Below are 17,486 nucleotides of genomic sequence, written 5' to 3'. Positions count from 1 at the left end.
CGCCAAAGCTCATCTGGTCCATCGCGCGCGCTCCTCGTCGGGTAGTGGCACTATCTCAGCACAATGGGACGGACTTGTTCAGACCTTCCCTAACGGAGGCGTGGACGACGTGCCGGTCGTAGGGGGCGCCGGGCGCACCGGCGCCTCGTCGTCAAGCCCTGCGGCACGACTACGGTGCGCACGGGCGTACGGGCGCTTACCGTCACCGTATGCGGTGCGCCATGCTTCGCATAGCTGACCTCATTCAGTGCATCCGTGCCATACCAGACACGACAATCATATCAACTTGTATGTAGCCCAGGACGGCGCTGACGGCAGTAATCAGGAGCCACCAGGCAGTACGGCGAGTGGTGGCGAGATAAATGCCTCCCGCGAACCCGATTGCGATTGCGACATTGCTTCTTGTTCTTCCGGAAAGCGGCCGGATTTTCTCTTTCCTTCGGAAGCCGCGTACAAGGACCCGACTTTCGCTGCTGCGCATCTCAGGCTTCTCGCGGTAAAAACGACCTGCAAGGACCGCTGGCGGCAGGTCATCAACGAGGCGGACCGGATCCCCGTCAAGCATCTGCTTACCTTGCAGGAGGGTGTATCCGAGACCCAGTTCGCCGAAATGAAAGCCGCGGGTGTTCGCCTCGTCATTCCGGCACCTCTCGCCCAGAAGTTCCCGGAATCGGTTCAGCCCGAGCTGACAACGCTTGAGGACTTCATTACCAGCGTGCGACATTTGCACATAGTGGCTTCGTAGACGTGCCGGAGGTCAGATTAGGTTCCGGCTCACGCAAACAGGGGCGGCTGCCTGCTTTCCAGCGGCCGCTGCGGGAGCTGACGGCTGGTGCTGTGCACCGCGTATTGCCAGTAGCAGGTCAGGAGACCAGCGGAGGTCCGCTATAACTGAATAGCAGATCTGCACTGAAATTGGCGCGGGCTTCAGCCATAGCGGTCGTAGACGCTCGGTAGCCCATGAAAAGTCTTTTGCTCGAATGGACCATGGAACGCCTCCATTGAGCCGCGAATATCCAGCAATGGACAAAGAACAACGAGCATTCCCCTCAGCTTCGACCTGGGGATTGCCATCAAAAAACTGGGCAAGAGGAGCATGTACCAGAATTGGACGTTGCTGTGAGTCTTGCAGAACACCAGGAATGCGATTGCTGCGAGATAGCCGGGATGAAATCGATCCTTGCAGAGATACCAAACCAGCACGATAAGGTACGTCCAGGTCGCGATCTGGTCAGCGACAATTTGCGGAGAGCTATTCCACGCAAACATGTCAGAGGAAAGATTCCAGTAATACGGGTTGTATCTGAGCAGGGCTCCGTATTTCAGTACATTCGTTCCGGCGCCGTAGGCAATCTCTGCAAAAATCACAGGTAGAAAGCCCAGAAGCGCGCCCAAAATCACCATTCCCGTTTGAGCATGGCTCGTTTTCCACGAGCGCCAAAGAATGTATGGAATGAGCGCGCCGGCAGTTACCTTCGTGCCGACGGCGAGCGCAATAGCCAGACCCGCTACTAGGGGAGCAGTGCTTAGCGTCAGCAACGCGATCAGAGAAAAAAAGGCCTGTACCGGCTCGAACTGGCCTTCGCGCGACACCCACCAGATTGACAGCGGTGAGGCCCAATAGGCTACCGCTACCCACGTCGAACCTGACAATCGTCGAATCAGCAGGGCATTCGCGGCTTCAAACGCCGTAAGAACAATCTTCGCCGCTGCAATTGTCGGCGATACTGCCGCCACAAAGGAGAAGAATGCCAAGGCAATGGGCGGATAGGAGAATGGGAACAGCGCCCACGAGATCTGCGACCACTGCTGAGAATAATATGTCAGTGGGTGAAGAGAAGCCCCCACACCAGATTGATTGACCAATGCCCCATACAGCACATTTCTGGCGATATCTCCGGTTTCAACAGGAAGCAGAAGGCACTGATGCAACCTGTAGGCGAGGACGATGAGAGAAATTGATGCAAAAGCAAAAGTAGGCCGCTGGAGTGTGCGCACTGGCTAATGACTGAAAAGGGTATGGAATGAGGCGGGCAGGGGGCATCCTTGGAGGTCCTGACCACGTAGGCAAAGGTGTGGTGATGCCGGTGAGGCATCGCCACACACGAAACTCTAATGACGCGCAGTTACTTTCAGGTAGCCAATTCGGTCGACGCTATTGCCGGGCGGGAAGAAACCGTATTCCCATGTATCCCCCACCGGAATATTGGCTCCATTGTTCCCGGTAGGCGGAATATTTAGTCCGAACTGCCATGGGCCACCGTTCACTCGGCCCCAGACGTCCAGGGAAACATAGCCCCGAGCTCTCCATGTGAACGTGAATGGTCCGGTCGTCTGGTTCGCGGGCACGACCACCGTGCTCGGCGAAATCGTGAATGTGGGCGTCTCGGTCGTTACTCCTACAATGCTGAGCGATCCAAGTATGTTGACGCTATCGCCATGTGGGTAGAAGCGGTATCGATGGTGCACGCCAGCTGCGATCGTGTTGCCGAGGCTGTCGGCAGAATCAACGGTCGCGCCGAACTGCCAGCTGCCATTGTCAACCTGTCCCCAGATGTCGAGGGATGTGTAGCCCGGTGCATTCCAGCCAAACGAATAGGGGCCTTGTGTCGCGTAGGGGCCAATTGGTACCTGACCGCTCGACGGCGTCACATAGAACACAGGCGGCGGAGCCGCCACGCCCGAAACCGTGAAGCTGCCAAGCAATGGACTTGAGGCGCCGTGAGGGAAGAACCCGAACGTCCATGTAGTGTCGAGCGGGATATTGGCTCCGCTTGTCCCGGCGGCAGCAATCCAGGTGGGCGGTCCCCAATCAGTGTCGTCATTCACCTTGGCGCGAACGTCAAGTGACGAATAGCCAGGCACATTCCACGAGAACGTGAATGGCCCCGTTGTGGCAGTGGCAGGGATCTGCACGACGCTCGGGGTCACCGTGATACTCGGGCTCGAACTCCCGGCGACTGTAATATGCAGAGTCTGCACTACTGTTCCGGCGTCAACTTCGCCCAGCGCCTTCAGCGCGGTTCCGGGCAATGTTGCGGTGATTGTATGCGCGCCCGCACTGAGGCGGCCTGCAACATATACGTTGCCACCGGTTCCGAGGTAACCGTCAAGATCGGAACTCCACTGCAGCTGACTGGTCGCTGCGCCAGCCGACGCCACCAGATTGGGTACAGCGCCCCTGTCATAAATGCCGTTTTCTTCCGGGGAGGTAATGTTGAATGCTGTTGGAGGCGTGTAGGTCAGATACCTCTGGATAAAAGCCTGCGTTTTTTGAGTGTATATCGCAGCCGTACCGTCGATGCCGTTGGTTCCACCGGAAACAATCTCACCAACGACTATGCCAAGAATGTCCCACCGCCCTGTTCGGGGCCTCCGACCGAATACCGGTCCACCACTGTTTCCTGCAATGACGCCCGAATTGACCAGCGACATAGCCGGTGCATTCGTCAGACCAGCCGGGTAATAGAGCTTGCGGTAAGACCCGGACACGGTGCCTGGTCCACCCCAAATCGTCACTGGAGAAGTCTTGCAAGCCAAGTGGGAACTGTTGACTTGTCCGTTGCACCTCACCGGATACCCTAGCACCTGCTTCTCGATACCTCCGGCGCAGGTCTGGTCCCAGTAGTAACTGAATACGATGCCGCTATCCGTATCCTGAAAAGGGTCCCCCCCGGCAAGGGGGCCGCATCCCATCCGGGCTGCTGTTGCACCGGAATCCAGTGAAGCATCCACAAAATATGGAGTCGGATACTGACCGGTGGGCGTCGGATGAGGATGCCCTCCGGGCAGAACGACTACAGCGAGGTCGTAGGCGCGCTTCAGCTCTCCCGTCGCAGTCTTCCAGCTCGGGTGAACAAAAACATCACCGCCTAGTTGCGTGTTGTCGGAGGTCCACCCGCCACTGAGTTTGTACGCAGGGCGGACATACGCTCCATGGCGCGGATTCCCGGAGTCGTCTGCCACATTATGGGCGGCCGTAAGGAACACATACTGATTGAGCTGGACAGCCGACCCCGCACCACCTCCCGGATAGGATACGTATGCCAATGCGCTATACGGAAAGGATCCGTCGCGGATCGTTCCGCTCGACGTCACTGAGCCGGGATCCACGGACGAGCTCTGATTGAGCTGGTCAGCCGAGTGGAACTGCGCACTATTTTTTTTTTCGGCGCTGCTGGTCTTTGTGCCTGGCGGTTCAATGAAGACGAGGTCGAGAGCCCTTTCGAAGTCAATTGCCTCGACGGAATTCAGGGCGCGATGGAGCAGCGGAAAATAGATGCATACGCCGTCGCCATGCTGAATTGTCGTCCACGTATAGCCAGAGTTGTAGATGTATCCAGAGCGGGTTCCAGAAGGGAATGCCTGTCGAACATCGTCGCTGTCTGCTGAGCAGTCGACGTAACGTTGCGGTGCTGTGGGCGTTGCATCCTTGCTGAGTTTGTATTTTCCGGAGCGGACAGCGGTCAGCAGATTCTGCAAAGATTCTTCTATTGCCGCCGGTTTCATTGCTGGCAGCGTTGGCAGATCATAGTTCTGCAGTGTGCTAAGTGATTCTCCGATATCCAGAACACGGGCTTCATCGGGGTTGAGCGGCTGCTCAAACGGTTCGACCATGTACAGGCAGTACTTGTCGTTGCCCTGATCAATCACTGCATATTTGTAGTAGACGCCTTTGATGGCGGCGAATCCGTGAGTTTCGCTCCCGGAGAGCTTCAGGTTTGCGGGGCACGAAACCAGGTGCTCGTTGTATCTTCCTTCGGCAAGCTGCAGCTGCTCGGGTGTTGCATGTGAGCGTAGATCCTCAACGACTTCTCGCAAACGGTCGAACGGCGGTGCGGCTGCGCTAGCGCCGTGCGAGAGAGCAATTGCAGCCGCGAATGCGAGAGCTGCTCGATTCGCGATTGCTGAAAGTGTCATGGTGTTCCTCCCTGGACATATGGTTTGATTGCCTCACCCTTGCGGAGGTAGCGCGCGCATGACCTCCGCGTGCGGATCGTATCTCAATCCCTTCGGTACTAAGGGGGCCGCCTTGTGCGGGAATCGCGAATCATAGCGATGCTACATAAACAGCCGGAACGCGATGCGACTCCCGACCTCTCAGATGGACCGGGCGTTCTAGGCTGAGGGCTGCATACAAGCAGCACATCCGAGCTGGGCATTTTCCCAGCGCAGCGTCAATGGAACGTGTTCACCTGCTGCACAGTGCAACGTTTCGCGAAGCACGTTTATCTTCGTGCACTTTTTGGTTGCTCACGTCCCTTTGGGACGTATCGGTTTCCCGAGAGCGTGATCGCATCGCCGAGACTCCCCTTTGGAGACGTCCGTCTGCGAGTGGCGCCGGATATCGCCCTTAGTTGCCTCGTGGCTTTCATGCGACGCACGCACGTCCGGAAGGCGATGGACTACGCAATGCGCATAACGCAGATTGGAGGGGGACGACAATCGAAGAGAAATGGCCGAGAGGGCGCGCGCCGCGCCTCGACCTAGCCGATTGTGCCGCCCAAGAAGGTGATTCGGCTCGGCGGACTACACCCGAGCATTTCGATTCGTCTTGGGTTCGCGTCGGCAGGACAAATGCTGTTACAGCGCTGTTACAAAAAAACCGGCACGAGGCCGGCTTTTCTGTACGTCTTTGATTTTATTGGTGGAGCGGAGGAGGATCGAACTCCCGACCTTCGCATTGCGAACGCGACGCTCTCCCAGCTGAGCTACCGCCCCACGTGCAATCCGCGGCTGGGGACCGCGAAAGGGCGCGCATGATAACCCGCGTTTCGCCGGACGCCAAGCCCTCGGATGCCGGATCGGCAGCGGCTGCGTGGCGAGGCATTCCAGCCGTTGTGCCGAGCGGCGCGGCCGGCCCCTTCGACTCCGGCCCTGCGCGCCTGCGCTCAGGGGCGACCGGCGGCGGAGTGCACGCGCCGCGATCAGCGCTCGCGGTCGAGCGCGCACAGCCGCGCAACGAGCGCCTCGTACGTGGCCGCAAGCGGCTCCGCTTCCGCCGGGCGGGCGAGCAGCGCGGCGAGCGCGGGCGGGGTGTCGACCGGGTGGCCGAGCAGGGGTTCGATGATCGTGTCGAACTTGGCCGGGTGTGCGGTCGCGACGACGACGGCGTCGCCGTGGTCGCCGGCGGCGCGGCGGCGGTCGAGTACGTGCAGCGCGGTCGCGGTGTGCGGGCAGGCGACGAGGCCGCGCCCGGCATGGGCGCGCAGGGTCGCGCGGATCGTCGCGTCGTCGACGGCTTCGGCGGTCACGGCACGGCGCAGGTCGGCGTCGTCCGGATACAGCCAGCGCAGGCGTTCGAAGTTGCTCGGTGCGCCGACGTCCATCGCGTTGGCGAGCGTGGCGATGCTGGCGCGTGGCGCGTAGTCGGCGCCGGCGAAGAAGTCGGGCAGGGTGCGGTTCGCATTGGTCGCCAGCACGACCGCGCCGATCGGCAGGCCGCAGGCGCGCGCGAGGATCGCCGCGAAGGCATTGCCGAGGTTGCCGGTCGGCACGATGAACGCCGGCGGTGCGCCGCCGGCGCGCCGGCGTTGCAACGCGGCGAGCGCGTAGTACGCCATCTGTGGCAGCAGGCGACCGAGGCTGATGCTGTTGGCGGACGTGAGCGGTACCCGCGCCTTGAGCGCCTCATCGGCGAGCGCGCGCTTGGCCAGTGCCTGGCAGTCGTCGAACGAGCCGGCGACGCGCAGTGCGCGCACGTTGTCGCCGAATGCGCCGAGCTGGTGCGCCTGGCGTGGCGACACGCGGCCGTCGGGGTAGAGGATGACGACGCGGAAGCCGGGGCGGCGATGGAACGCGGCGGCGACCGCGGCGCCGGTGTCGCCGGAGGTGGCGACGAGGACGGTGCGTGCCGGCGCAGCGGCATCGCGCAGGCGCAACCGCGCAAAACACGCCGCGAGGAACCGCGCCGCGAAATCCTTGAACGCTGCGGTCGGGCCGTGGAACAGCTCGAGCAGCCATGTGTCCGGCGCGATCGCGCGCAGCGGTGACGGGATGTCGAGCGCTTCCGCGCAGATCGCGTCGAGTTCGCCGTAGAGCGCATCGCCGGCGAAGAACGGACGCAGCAGGCGGGCGGCGACGGCGGGCAGCGTGTCGCAATCGTCGAAGTCGGTCACGTCGAACGAAGGCAGCGATGCGGGCACGTAGAGCCCGCCATCGGGCGCGAGGCCGGCGACGAGCGCGGCGCCGAGGCCGATCGCGGGTGCGTCTGCGCGCGTGCTCACGTAGGTCATCGGCGCGTCGCTCATGCGACCACCTGCGCGGCCGGGCCCGCGACCGGCGAGATCCACGCCTCGCTCGCATAGCCGACGTCAGAGAATGCGCTGCGCATCCAGCCCGCGACCGAATGCGCGGTGCCTTCGTCGGCGCACCACGCGAACACGCTCGGGCCCGCGCCGGAAATGCTCGCGCCGAGCGCGCCGGCCGACAGCGCGGCCTGCTTGACGCGATCGAAGCCGAAGATCAGCGGCGCGCGGCGCGGTTCTACCAGCACGTCGTTGAGCCCCGCGCGGATGAGGTCGAGGTCGCGCTCGTGGCAGCCGGCGAGCAGCAGGGCGAGGTTCGCGCTCTGCGCGACGAAGTCGGACAGCGCGTACGCGCCGGCGAGCGCGGCGCGTGCGGCGCGCGTTTCGAGCACCGCGGCCGGATGCACGAGCGCGCAATGCAGGCCGCGCGGCACCGGGATCGGCACGAGCCGGTCCGCGGTCGACAGCACGAGGCCGCCGAGCAGCATCGGCCCGACGTTGTCGCCGTGGCGACCGCCGCTCGCGACCGCTTCGCCCTCGAGCGCGAACGGATACAGCTCGCTGCGCGTGAGCGGTTCGCCGAGCAGCGCGTTCGCGGCGACGAGCGCGGCGACGGCGGACGCGGCCGAGCCGCCCATCCCCGAGCCGAACGGGATGCCCTTGTCGATCTCGATCTCGAAGCCGGCCGGAATCTTCAGCGCCTTGCGCAGCGCGATCACGGCCGCGCCCGCGGTGTTCCTCGCTGCGTCCATCGGCAGCGCCTGCGTGCTGCCGCGGATCGCCGCGATGCGCACGGTCGGTTCGGGGATGTGGCGCACGAGCACGCGGTCGCCGGGGCCGGCGACCGAGTGGCCGAGGATGTCGAAGCCGACGCCGACGTTGCCGACGCTCGCGGGCGCGAATGCGATCGCGTGGTGCGTCACAGGCGCGCTCCGAGCGTCGCGGCGACGCGCAGCACGTCGGCGAACACGCCGGCCGCGGTCACCTCCGGTCCCGCGCCGGGACCCTGCACGACGAGCGGGTTGTCGCGGTAGCGGCGCGTGCTGAACTGCACGATGTTGTCGGTGAGGCGCAAGTGCGCGAACGCGTGGTCAGCCGGGAGTTCGTCGAGGCCGACGCTCGCGCGGCCGTCGCGGTCGAGGCGTGCGACGTAGCGCAGCACGCGGCCGGCGTCGCGTGTGCGTGCATGGCGCGCGGCGATCGCGGCATCGAATTCGGACAGGCGGTGCATGAACTCCTCCACGGATGCGGCGCGCAGCGATGCCGGCACCAGGCTTTCGACCGCGACGTCGGCCAGGTCGAGGTCGACGCCCGCCTCGCGCGCGAGGATCACGAGCTTGCGCGCGACGTCGGTACCGGACAGGTCGTCGCGCGGGTCGGGTTCGGTGTAGCCGAGCGCGTGCGCTTCGTGCACGAGTGCGGAAAACGGCACCGAACCGTCGTAACGGTTGAACAGCCACGCGAGCGTACCCGAGAAGATGCCCTCCGCGGCAAGGAGTTCATCGCCGGTGTCGAGCAGGTCGCGCAGGGTCGAGATCACGGGCAGGCCGGCGCCGACGGTCGCCTCGTAGCGGAAGCGCGCGCCGCGCGCGCTCGCCGCGCGGATCGCCTGCCAGCGCTCGCGCGGGCCGGCGCCGGCGTGCTTGTTCGGCGTGACGACGTGGATGCCGGCGGCGAGCCAGTCGGCGTAGCGCGCGGCGACCGCGTCGCTCGCGCTGCAGTCGACGACCAGCGCATGCGGCAGGTGCTCGGCCTGCACGTGGCGCGTGAACGCGTCGAGGTCGCCGCCCTCGCTGGCACGATCCTGCCACGCCGCAGCGCCGTCGGCTTCGCCGAGCCACAGCAGGCCGCGGGTCGCCACTGCCCGCACGCGCAGGTCGAGCTGGTGCTCGCGCAGCAGGCGGGCGCGCGCCGCTTCGAGCTGCGCGAGCAGCGCGGCGCCGACCTTGCCCGGGCCGACGAGTCCGATCGATACCGTCTGCGGCGACAGCCAGAATGCCGCGTGCGCCGCGCGCAGCGCACGCGCGGTGTCGGCCGCGTCGACCGCGACCGAGATGTTGCGCTCGGATGCGCCCTGCGCGATCGCGCGGATGTTGATGCCGCAGCGCGCGAGTGCGCCGAACAGGCGCGCGGCGACGCCGGGCTGGCCGGCCATGCCGTCGCCGACCGCAGCGAGCACGCTGATGCCGGCCGCGACGCCGACGCTGGCGATCTCGCCGCGCGCGAGCTCGGCGACGAACGCGCGGCGCAGCGCTGCTTCGGCACGCGCCGAATCCGCTTCGCGCACGACGCAGCAGATCGAGTGCTCGGACGAGCCCTGCGAGATCATCACCACCGACACGCTCGCCGCGTGCAGCGCGCCGAACGCGCGCTCGGCGGTGCCGGGCACGCCGATCATGCCGGCGCCCTCGAGCGTGAGCACGGCGAGGTCGCGCACCACGCTGAGGCCCTTCACGGGCGGGCGTGGCGCGTCGCCTTCGGCGGGGCCGCCGATCGCGGTGCCTGCATGCTCGGGGCGGAACGTATTGCGGATGCGCACCGGCAGGCCGCGAGCGATCACCGGCGTGAGCGTCTGCGGGTGGATGACCTTGGCGCCGAAGTAGGCGAGCTCGCAGGCCTCGTCGTAACTGAGCGCGGCGAGCGGAACCGCGTCCGGCACGAGGCGCGGGTCGGCCGAGAGCACGCCGTCGGTGTCGCCCCAGAGCGTGAGTTCGCTGGCGCCCGCGAGCGCGGCGAAGATCGCCGCGGAATAGTCGCTGCCATTGCGGCCGAGCACGGTCGCGCGGCCTTCGCGCGTACGCGCGACGAAGCCGGTGACGACGAGCCACGGCGGCGGATGTCGTGCGCGCCAGTCGGCGTAGCGCGCGCTGCTCGTTTCCCAGTCGACGACGGCACCGAGTTCGCCGTGGCCGACGACGAGCACGTCGCGCGCGTCGAGGCAGGCGCAATCGTGCCCCTCGCGGGTGAGGAAGTCGGAGAGCATGCGCGCCGACCAGACTTCGCCCAGGCCCTGGATCGCCTCGGCTGCCTCGCGGCTCGGCGTGCCGAGCACGGCGAGCGCGGCGAGCAGGTTGGCGAGGTCGGTGAAGCCGTGGTCGAGCCAGGCGAGGGTCGCGTCCGCGTCGTCGCCGAGCAGGTCGCGCGTCGCCGCGAGATGGCGTTCGCGCAGCGCGGCGTGCGCGCCTTTCCAGCCGCCGTCGCCGCGCACGGCCGCGTCGGCGAGCGCAATCAGCGCATCGGTCGTACCGCGCATCGCCGAGACGACGACGAGCTGTTGCGGGCCAGGTTGTGCCGCGAGGATCGCCGCGACGCGGCAGAAGCAGCTCGCATTGGCGAGGCTGGAACCGCCGAACTTGTGCGCGGCGCAGGACGCGGCGGCAGCGGGCACTGCGGCAGCGGGAAGGGCAGGTGCGTTGCGGGACATCGTGAGCCTCCGGTGGGAGGCCCCGGTGCAAGGGAGTCGGGCGGATCGCTGCGGCCCGTTTCCCTTTGCGGGACGGGGCCGTTGCGTTCTGGATCTAGCTGCGCGCGGGCACCCGTACCACGATCGTCGTCGTGGTCGTGCTCGTCGTAATCGTGCTCATCGTCGCGCACGCGCAGGCACCGCGGTCGGTGATCGCGGGGTTCGCCAAGGCATGGAGGTGACGAAGCGGCATGGGCCGAGTCTGCCGGCAGGGCCCCGGGGGTTGTCAAGCATCCGCGTCCGCATTGCCGGGAGGTCGAAGCCGCGATGCTCTTCATCGACCACAAAACGTAGCGCGCGACGACAAGCCTGCCGACCCGGTGCGCGGTTCGAGCTACGGCAGGCGATCCATCAGCGCATCGTGCAACACCTCTCGGCGCCAGCCCTCGAGCGCGGGCGGCCAACGGCGCGAGGCGAGCAGGGCTTCGAGGTGGCGGCGCGCGCAGAGCAGGCCGTCGGGAAGGTCGAGTGCGGCCGCGCGCGCGACCACGGCTTCCTTGAGCTTGGCGATCACCTGCTTGTCACGCGCGTCGGGCGCGCGCGGGATCGGCACGAACTCGCGTTCCTCGTCCGCGAGCGGCGTGCGCAGCACGTCGAGCAGGTCGGCACGTTGCGCGCTGCGCAGCGCGCGCAGCCCCTTCGTGCGCCCGGCAAGTTCGTCGGCGTCCTGCGGCGGGCGTGCGACGAGGTCGAGCGCGTGTGCGTCGTCGAGCAGCCACGAACGCGGCCGGTCGATCGTGCGCGCGGTCGCCTCGCGCCAGCGCAGCACGCGGCGCAGCAGGGCCTGCGCGTCGCGCGACCAATCGGCGGCGCCGCGCAGGCCGAGTTGCGGCTCCGGGTCCGGTTCGCGGTTGCGCGCGCGTTCGAGCAGGCGTTCGCAGTCCTGCTCGAACCAGCCGAGATAGCCGCGCGCGACGAGGCGCTCGACCAGTTGCGCGTGCAGTTGCGGCAGGTGCACGACGTCCTGTTCGGCATAGTCGAGCTGCTCGGGGCTGAGCGGGCGGCGCAGCCAGTCCGAGCGCGTCTCGGCCTTCGGCAGCTCGACGCCGGTGATCTCGCGCACGAGCTTCTGGTAGCCGAGGCCGGCGCCGAGGCCGGCGAACGAAGCGGCGATCTGCGTGTCGAACAGGCGGGCGATCGCGCAGTTCCAGGTCGCCAGCGCCTCCAGGTCCTCGCCGGCGCTGTGCATGACGATCGTGTGCGCCGGGTCGGCCAGCACGCGCGCGAGCGGAGCCGGGTCGACGCCGGCGGTCGGGTCGACCAGCGCGACATGCGGCCCGGCCTGCACCTGCACCAGCGCGAGGCGCGGCAGGAAGGTGTCCGTGCGCATGAATTCGGTGTCGAGGCCGACCAGGGGAGGCACGACGTCGAACAGGTGGTGCAGCGCGTCGCTGCGGTCGATCCATTCGGCCAAGCTGTGGAACTCCTCGTCTGTACGGAAGATGCATGCAGGTTCCGCGCGGGCTTCACCGCGTCGCTGCGAGCATCGATAATCGACCCACGATGCCCGGTACCGAAGTCGCACGCAAGCAGCACACCCTCGGCGGAGCCGCCGGCATCGCGTTGCTCGCGTTCGCGCTCGTCTGGCGTTTCTTTCCCGGCGTGCTGCACGTGGAGCCGCAGCCGCAGGAGCCGGTCGCGACGAGCCCGCCCGGCCTGCATCCGCCCACGGGCACGTGGTCGGCGGTGCGCCCGGCTTCGACGACGGTCCCTGCGCCGGAACCGGATGCCGAGCCCGATGTCGGCACCTCGTTCGCCGACGCGGTGCGCATGGGGCCGCCGGTCGCGACCACCAAGGAAGTGAAGGCGCTGCTCAAGCGCGCGCGCGCGGCGGAGGAAAAGGGCGCGTTGTTCGAGCCGAAGGATGCCAACGCCGTCGCGCTCTACCGCCAGGTGCTGGTGGCGGCGCCGAACAACGTCGATGCGGAAGCCGCGCTCGAGCGCATCGGCGGCGCCGTGCATGACTGGGCGCTCGCGGCGATCGAGCGCGGCGACGTACCGGCTGCGCAGCGTTACGTCGCCGCCTATGCCGACCTGCCGCATCCGGAGGAGGAACTCACTGCGCTGCGATCGCGCATCAGGACGCTGCACCAGATCGTGCCGCTGCTCGCCGACGCCGCATCGCAGGTGAAGGCCGGCAAGCTCACCGGCGAAGGCAACGACAACGCGCTGGCGACGTATCGCGAAGTCATGAAGCTCGACCCGGGCAACCGCCTCGCCGACGCCGGACTCGCCACGATCGAGCGCGAGTTCCTCGACCGCGCGCTCGCCCAGGCCGCGCAGGACGATTTCGGCGGCGCCGACGCCACCCTCGGCGTCGCCTCGGCGATCCGCCCGGGCTCGCAGGCCCTGCTCGAGACGCGTTCGCGCGTCGACGGCATCCGTCGCCAGCGCGCCGAAACCGTGCTCGCCCAGGCGCGTTCGGCGCTCGATTCGGGCAATGCGGACCTGGCCGAGCAACTGGCGAAGAAGGCGCTGGCGATCAGCCCCGACCTCGCCGGCATCGACGATTTCAACCTGCGCCTGCGCAACGCACGCCTCTACGCGAGCCTCGCGCCGGGCGAAGTCATCCGCGACCGCTTCCTCGATGTCGCGGGCAGCGCGCCGCCGCTCGTGGTCGTGCCGACGGGCGAGTTCGTGATGGGATCGCCCGCGGACGAGAGCGGGCATCAGGACAGCGAGGAACCGCAGCGGCGCGTGCGCATCGCGGTCGGTTTCGCGCTCGGCCAGGGCGAGGTCACGGTCGGGCAGTTCCGCGAGTTCGTCGCGGCGACGAAGTACGCCACCGACGCGGAGAAGCTCGGTTCGGCCACCGTCTACGAGGAAAGCACGGGACGCATCGCCGACCGCCGCGGCATGAGCTGGCGCAACGACTATCGCGGCGAGCGCGCGGGAGACAACCTGCCGGTGATCAACGTCTCGTGGAACGACGCCAAGGCCTACCTCGGGTGGCTGTCGGCGCGCACCGGCAAGCACTACCGGCTGCCGACCGAGGCCGAATTCGAGTACGCCGAGCGCGCGGGCTCGGCGGCGCGCTACAGCTGGGGCGACGGCGACCCGGATCGCGTGATCGGCAACTTCACCGGCGAAGGCGACCGTTCGCCGAGCAAGCGCAGCTGGACCAGCGCATTCCCGCGCTACAGCGACGGGTATTGGGGACCGGCGCCGACGCGCAGCTTCGCGGCGAACCGCTACGGCCTGTTCGACATGGAAGGCAACGTGTCGGAATGGGTCGAGGACTGCTGGCACGACAACTACACGCGCGCGCCGCGCGACAGCACGGCCTGGGTCAATCCCGGCTGCGAACGCCGCGTCGTGCGCGGCGGCTCGTGGGGCAGCGACCCGGACCAGGTGCGCTCGGCGTTCCGCATCGCCGCGCGCACCGATACGCGCAGCGCGCGCGTCGGCTTCCGCGTCGCGCGGGATCTGTAGGCGTCCGACGTTCGATCCGCCCTCTCGGCGACGACCACTGCGGGCAGGTGCCGGGGCGCTGCGGGCAAAACCGCTGTCACCGGCGCGCCGGGATGCGATGATGTGCACCGGCCGAACCACAGGATGCAGCGTGCCGTACGACGTCCGCCCCGACCCGCGCACGCGGTGCAGCGCCGCATGAGCGGCGCATCCACGCCGCCGCTGTTCGACGCCGCGCGCTGGCGCGAGCTGCGCGCGCTCGTCGAGCGGCTCGATGTGCTCACGCCGGCCGCGCGCGAGGCCGAACTCGAGCGCATCGCGGCTACCGATCCCGCGCTAGCGACCTCGGCGCGCGAACTCGCGGGCGACGCGCAGCGCGCGCGCACCGAGGCGCTCGACGCGCCGCTGCGGCGGCTGCTGCCGACCCTGGACGACGAGCTTGGTCGCCACTTCGGTGCCTACCGCCTGGTGCGCCGGATCGGCAGCGGCGGCATGGGCGTGGTCTATCTCGCCGAGCGCCGCGGTGCCGACTTCGTCCAGCACGTCGCGCTCAAGCTGCTCGACGGCGACGCCGCGCGCGTGGCCGAACTCGCCGCGCGCGAACGCCGCGTGCTGGCCGCGCTCGCCCATCCCAACATCACTGCGTTCGTCGACGCGGGCATCGAGCGCGATCGCGCCTGGCTCGCGATGGAATACGTCGACGGCGAGCCGTTGCTCGACTACTGCGAACGCAACGCGCTCGACGTCGTCGCGCGCGTGCAGCTGTTCGACCAGGTCTGCGCCGCCGTCGCGCACGCGCACGCGCAGCTCGTCGTGCACCGCGACCTCAAGCCGTCGAACGTGCTCGTCGGCGCCGACGGCGTGGTCAAGCTGCTCGACTTCGGCATCGCGCTCGTGCTCGACGCGCGCAGCGAGCAGGCGCCCGCGACGCGCGTGTTCACGCCCGAGTACGCCGCGCCGGAACAGTTGCGCGGCGAGCGCGCGAGCACGGCCACCGACGTACACGCGCTCGGCCTGCTGCTGTTCGAACTGGTCAGCGGCCGGCGCCTGCCGACGCTCGAGGGCCGCGGCACGGACGCGGACTGGACGACGGCCGAACTCGCGCGCCAGGCGGCGACGGCGACCGCACGCGCCGGCGTCGCGACGGCGGAGCCGCGCACCGTTCCGCGCCTGCTGCGCGGCGACCTCGGCCGCATCATCGCCCACGCGCTCGCGCACGAGCCCGCGCGCCGCTATGCCTCGGTCGCGCTGCTGCGCGAGGACTTGCGCCGCTGGCTCGAGGATCGCCCGCTGACGATCGTGCGGCCCGGCTTCCTCTATTCGGCCACGCGTTTCATGCGCCGGCACCGCGCCGCGGTGGCGGTCGCCGGCATCGCGGTCGCGGCCCTGTTCGGCGTGGCGATGGTCGCGCTGTGGCAGGCCCAGCGCGCGACGCGCATGGCGACCCGCGCCGAGCACGCGCAGGCGTTCCTGACGTCGCTGTTCAAGGACGCCAACCCGTACCAGGCGCAGCGCGGGGCCAGCACGCCGGTCGACCTGCTGCGCAAGGCCGCGCAGCGCATCGATGCCGAGTTTCCCGATGCGCCCGACGTGCAGGCCGACCTGCGCATGACGATCGCCAACGTGCTCGCGCGCATCGGCGAGCCGAAGATCGCGCGCGAACTGCTCGATCGCAGCGTCGCGCAGCTGCGCGGCTTGCACGGCGACGACTCGCCGCAGGTCGGCGTCGCGCTCGCCGCGCTCGCGCTCGCGGCGGGCGACAGCGGCGACACCGCGGCGGCGCGCGAGGCCTACCAGCAGGCGTACGCGCTGCTGCGCGAGGCCGGCCCTGACCACGCGCGCGAGCGCATCGAAGCGCTGACCGGGCTCGCCAAGATGGCGAACCTGGCCGGTGATCGTGCCGAGGCGCAGCGCATGCACGAGGCCGCGTTGGCCGAGCGCACCGCGATCGAAGGGCCGGACAGCCCCGACATCGCGATGGACCTCATGAACCTCGCCAGCGATGCGCTCTACCAGGAGCGCTATGCGCAGGCGGAAGAACTCGCGACGCGCGCGCACGCGATGCTCGAGCGCACGCTCGGCAAGGGCCATGCGCGCGCGATCTACGTCGACAACGTGCTCGGGCTCGCGCAGCTTTACACGGGGCACCTCGACCTCGCCGTGGCGACGCTCGGCGCGGCCGTCGCGCAGGCGCGCGCGACCTTGCAGCCGGGCGCGCCGATGATCGCGATCACGCTCTCGGCATTCGGCTCGGCGCAGTACTACGCGGGTGACGACGCCGCCTCGATCGCCAGCCTGCGCGAAGCGCGCTCGATCATGGATGCAGGAAAGATCCCGCGGCGCGGGCGCACCAAGCTCATGCTCGGCCTCGCCGAGTGGCGCGCGCACGACCCGGCGGCGCTGGCGACGCTGGCCGACAGCCGCGCCGATCTCGCGCATTCGCCCGACGATCTCGCCTTCCTCGCCTGGGCCGATGCCGCCTACGGCGCCGTGCTCGCCGGACGCGGCGAACGGGAAGAGGGGGAAAGGTTCGCGCGTGCGGCGCGGGCGAGGCTCGCTGCGAGCAGCGAGTCGGGCAGCGTGCGCATGGCCGAGGTGGACCGGCTGCTCGCCGGCATCATCGAGCGCGGCGCGCCGGACGAAGCACGCGCGCTGCGCGAGGAAGCGCTCGCGACCTGTCGCCGCGTCTACGGCGAAGCGCATCCGCGCACGCGCGCACTCGTGGCGGAACTCGCCACGGGTGGCGAGGGGACCTAGGCCCGGCCCCGCGAGGTCGACGTCAGCGGTAGTCCTGGTAGGACTTTTCCTCGACCAGGGTCGAGCCGAGCTTCTCGTTGATCTCGCGCTTGACCGCGGCGCGCTCATCGTTGCGGAAATACACCGCGCGCGCGAGTTCGATGAACTCGGCGTCGAATGCCTTCGCCTTTTCCTTGAGGCGGATGCGGTCTTCGATGTCCCACAGCGCCTGGTTCACCGCGCGCAGGCGCGCGCGTTCGTCGGAGATGTCGGTCTTCGACGCCGGATGTGCCGCCCACGTCGCGCCGAGCAGGTCGAGTTCGGTGCGCACGTTCGCGACCTTCGCCGCGTCGCGGATCTGCTCGGCCTTGATCTCGAGGATGGTGATCTTGTCGATCAGCTCGCCGAAGGACACCGGGGTGGAAATCGTGCTCATGGCTTGGCTCGCTGTCGAGGGCGCCGACGTGGCGACGCCGGAAACGAACAAGGGGCCTCGCGGCCCCTTGCGTTCGAAACTGGCGGAGAGGGTGGGATTCGAACCCACGTTACGGCATAACCGTAAACCGGATTTCGAATCCGGCGCATTCGACCACTCTGCCACCTCTCCAGGAAACCTGCCGGCGACGCGA

The 17,486-nt window shown here is 67.8% G+C and carries 10 protein-coding genes and 2 tRNA genes; 3 read left to right on the top strand and 9 right to left on the bottom strand.

Translation table 11 applies throughout. The features are described from left to right. The first annotated feature begins 286 nt into the window (after positions 1-286). On the top strand, positions 287-745 hold the full coding sequence (locus EV148_RS16945) for a type II restriction endonuclease (RefSeq protein ID WP_277871166.1): 459 nt from the start codon (positions 287-289) through the stop codon (positions 743-745). A gap of 182 nt (positions 746-927) precedes the next feature. Here the strand turns inward: EV148_RS16945 and EV148_RS16940 are convergent, their stop codons facing one another. The 7 genes from EV148_RS16940 to rnd all read right to left on the bottom strand — a co-directional run bounded on the left by EV148_RS16940 (position 928) and on the right by rnd (position 12,124). Further along, on the bottom strand, positions 928-1,998 hold the full coding sequence (locus tag EV148_RS16940; protein ID WP_132000033.1) for a glycosyltransferase family 87 protein: 1,071 nt from the start codon (positions 1,996-1,998) through the stop codon (positions 928-930). Between the two features lie 114 nt (positions 1,999-2,112). Next, the gene (locus tag EV148_RS16935; protein ID WP_132000032.1) at positions 2,113-4,920 is read right to left on the bottom strand and encodes an RHS repeat domain-containing protein; all 2,808 of its coding nucleotides are present in this window, start codon (positions 4,918-4,920) and stop codon (positions 2,113-2,115) included. A gap of 725 nt (positions 4,921-5,645) precedes the next feature. Continuing rightward, positions 5,646-5,721, bottom strand: a tRNA-Ala gene (locus EV148_RS16930). Between the two features lie 206 nt (positions 5,722-5,927). Continuing rightward, positions 5,928-7,235, bottom strand: coding sequence for a threonine synthase (thrC, locus tag EV148_RS16925; protein ID WP_132000042.1), 1,308 nt, complete (start codon positions 7,233-7,235; stop codon positions 5,928-5,930). A gap of 11 nt (positions 7,236-7,246) precedes the next feature. Next, the gene (locus EV148_RS16920) at positions 7,247-8,170 is read right to left on the bottom strand and encodes a homoserine kinase (RefSeq protein WP_132000031.1); all 924 of its coding nucleotides are present in this window, start codon (positions 8,168-8,170) and stop codon (positions 7,247-7,249) included. Further along, positions 8,167-10,671, bottom strand: coding sequence for a bifunctional aspartate kinase/homoserine dehydrogenase I (gene thrA / locus EV148_RS16915; RefSeq protein WP_132000030.1), 2,505 nt, complete (start codon positions 10,669-10,671; stop codon positions 8,167-8,169). The genes EV148_RS16920 and thrA overlap by 4 nt, the downstream gene beginning before the upstream one ends. Before the next feature lie 373 nt (positions 10,672-11,044). After that, positions 11,045-12,124, bottom strand: a complete 1,080-nt coding sequence (gene rnd, locus EV148_RS16910) for a ribonuclease D (protein WP_220485093.1) — start codon at positions 12,122-12,124, stop codon at positions 11,045-11,047. An 89-nt stretch (positions 12,125-12,213) separates the two neighbouring features. Between rnd and EV148_RS16905 the strand changes: the two genes are divergently transcribed. Both EV148_RS16905 and EV148_RS16900 read left to right on the top strand, forming a co-directional pair. Then, positions 12,214-14,142, top strand: a complete 1,929-nt coding sequence (locus EV148_RS16905; protein WP_132000029.1) for a formylglycine-generating enzyme family protein — start codon at positions 12,214-12,216, stop codon at positions 14,140-14,142. A 177-nt stretch (positions 14,143-14,319) separates the two neighbouring features. Further along, positions 14,320-16,878, top strand: a complete 2,559-nt coding sequence (locus EV148_RS16900) for a serine/threonine-protein kinase (protein ID WP_158287521.1) — start codon at positions 14,320-14,322, stop codon at positions 16,876-16,878. 22 nt (positions 16,879-16,900) lie between these two features. Here the strand turns inward: EV148_RS16900 and EV148_RS16895 are convergent, their stop codons facing one another. Both EV148_RS16895 and EV148_RS16890 read right to left on the bottom strand, forming a co-directional pair. Further along, on the bottom strand, positions 16,901-17,293 hold the full coding sequence (locus tag EV148_RS16895; protein WP_132000027.1) for a DUF6165 family protein: 393 nt from the start codon (positions 17,291-17,293) through the stop codon (positions 16,901-16,903). A gap of 80 nt (positions 17,294-17,373) precedes the next feature. Then, a tRNA-Ser gene (locus EV148_RS16890) sits at positions 17,374-17,464 on the bottom strand. Positions 17,465-17,486 lie beyond the last annotated feature (22 nt).

It is taken from the genome of Dokdonella fugitiva (assembly GCF_004342425.1).
Taxonomy (GTDB): Bacteria; Pseudomonadota; Gammaproteobacteria; order Xanthomonadales; family Rhodanobacteraceae; genus Dokdonella_A; species Dokdonella_A fugitiva.
Note: the sequence above shows the minus strand (reverse complement) of the source record. Positions and strands in the feature narration are given on the sequence as shown.